This is a genomic window from Marinococcus sp. LNSP9103-4 (assembly GCF_056034345.1).
Genome location: NZ_JBQLIA010000054.1, coordinates 1 through 1481, shown reverse-complemented (window position 1 = coordinate 1481; position 1481 = coordinate 1). Strand labels below are relative to the sequence as shown.

Genomic DNA, 1481 nt, shown 5'->3' with positions numbered 1-1481 from the left:
TGAACTATAACCCGAATGATGGACACGATAAAAAAGTGCCCATCATTCGGGTTTTTTCTATTTTCCACCCCTCATTGCCATGTATACTAAACGAAAAGAGAACGAACGGAGGAACAGCGATGAAAAGAAGGTATTCGGCGAGCGAACAAAAGCAGTTAGAAGCTCATCCGTGCATTCGAAAGGTATCTGACCGGACGATTTCGTATCATCCGGATTTTAAGAAGAAGGCCGTCCATGCTTATCATCAGGGAGCTGGACCGGCACAGATTTTTGTCGAGCACGACCTTGACCTGACGGTCATTGGCAAGGAACAGCCGAAACGATGCCTGCAGCGATGGCGACAAACCCACGAGCGTTATGGGGAGCTGGGCCTCGAACAGGAACGCCGGGGGAAAGGAGCTGCGGGCCGGCCCTCGTCCCGTTCGCGTTCCACGGACGACAAGCTTCAGCGAGCCGAAACACGCATACAGTATCTGGAGGCTGAAATCGACTTCTTAAAAAAGCTCGAAGAGCTCGAAAGGCAGGTGTCGAAGAAGAAACACCGTTAACCCCCCACGAGGGGTACGGATTGATTCAGGCGGTCATTGATACACATGAGCTCCTCGGTCACGTGTCGTATTTATGTCACCTGACCGGGGTCAGCCGGAGCGGGTATTACGCCTGGCGGAAGAACGAACCGGAGAGGCAGCGGCAGGACGACCACGATGCCCGGGAGGCCGAACGGATTCGGGAGCTGTTTGAGCGTCATCATGAAAAAGCAGGCGCCCTGCAGATCAAAATGATGCTTGAAAACGATCAGGGCATCATCATGAATCACAAAAAAATTCGACGGTTAATGGCCAAATTTCAAATGGTAACGAAAATCCGCCGGGCGAACCCCTATAAAAAGCTCATGAAGGCCACCCAGGAGCACCAGACCTGCCCCAACCTGTTGAACCGGGCTTTTGACGCCCAGGAACCTGGAAAAATTCTTCTGACAGATATCACGTATCTGTATTACGGCCAGGGGCAAAAAGCGTACTTGTCGTGTATCAAAGACAGCGCCACCAAGGAAATTCTGGCTCATGTCGTTTCCACCTCGCTAGCGATGGATCTCGCCCATGAGACCCTGGACCAACTGCAGCATCTGCCCCTCCCTCCCGGAGCGATGCTTCATTCCGACCAGGGGACGCACTATACACACCCGGCCTTTCAGGCCAAGGTGAAGCAGGCGGGTCTCCGCCAATCCATGTCCCGGCGCGGCAATTGTTGGGATAACGCTCCCATGGAATCCTTCTTTGGACACTTTAAAGATATGGTGGACCCCCGTCTCTGTGCCACCTTCGCTCAACTGAAGCAGATTGTTCACGATTATATCGACAGATATAATCACCGCCGCTACCAGTGGGGACTAAAAAAAATGACCCCGGTCCAATACCGGGATCATCTGTTAACAGCTTAGACTCTTTTTATTTCCTGTCCATTTTATAGGTTACAGTTCA

Annotated in this window: 1 protein-coding gene and 1 pseudogene; both read left to right on the top strand. The window is 52.0% G+C overall.

Features of this window, described 5'->3' with window-relative positions; all coding sequences use genetic code 11:
- Positions 1-119: 119 nt before the first annotated feature.
- A complete protein-coding gene (locus tag ACTRXG_RS16815; RefSeq protein WP_474286062.1) occupies positions 120-548 on the top strand; it encodes an HTH domain-containing protein in 429 nt (142 codons plus the stop codon).
- Positions 548-1441, top strand: a pseudogene (locus ACTRXG_RS16810) (IS3 family transposase); the annotation flags it as partial. The gene ACTRXG_RS16815 and the pseudogene ACTRXG_RS16810, both read left to right, overlap by 1 nt.
- Between the last annotated feature and the right edge of the window lie 40 nt (positions 1442-1481).

What these genes read in the sequence shown, in the direction of transcription:
- ACTRXG_RS16815 (WP_474286062.1), top strand. Translation starts at nt 120, where the DNA reads ATGAAAAGAAGGTATTCGGCGAGCGAACAAAAGCAGTTAGAAGCTCAT.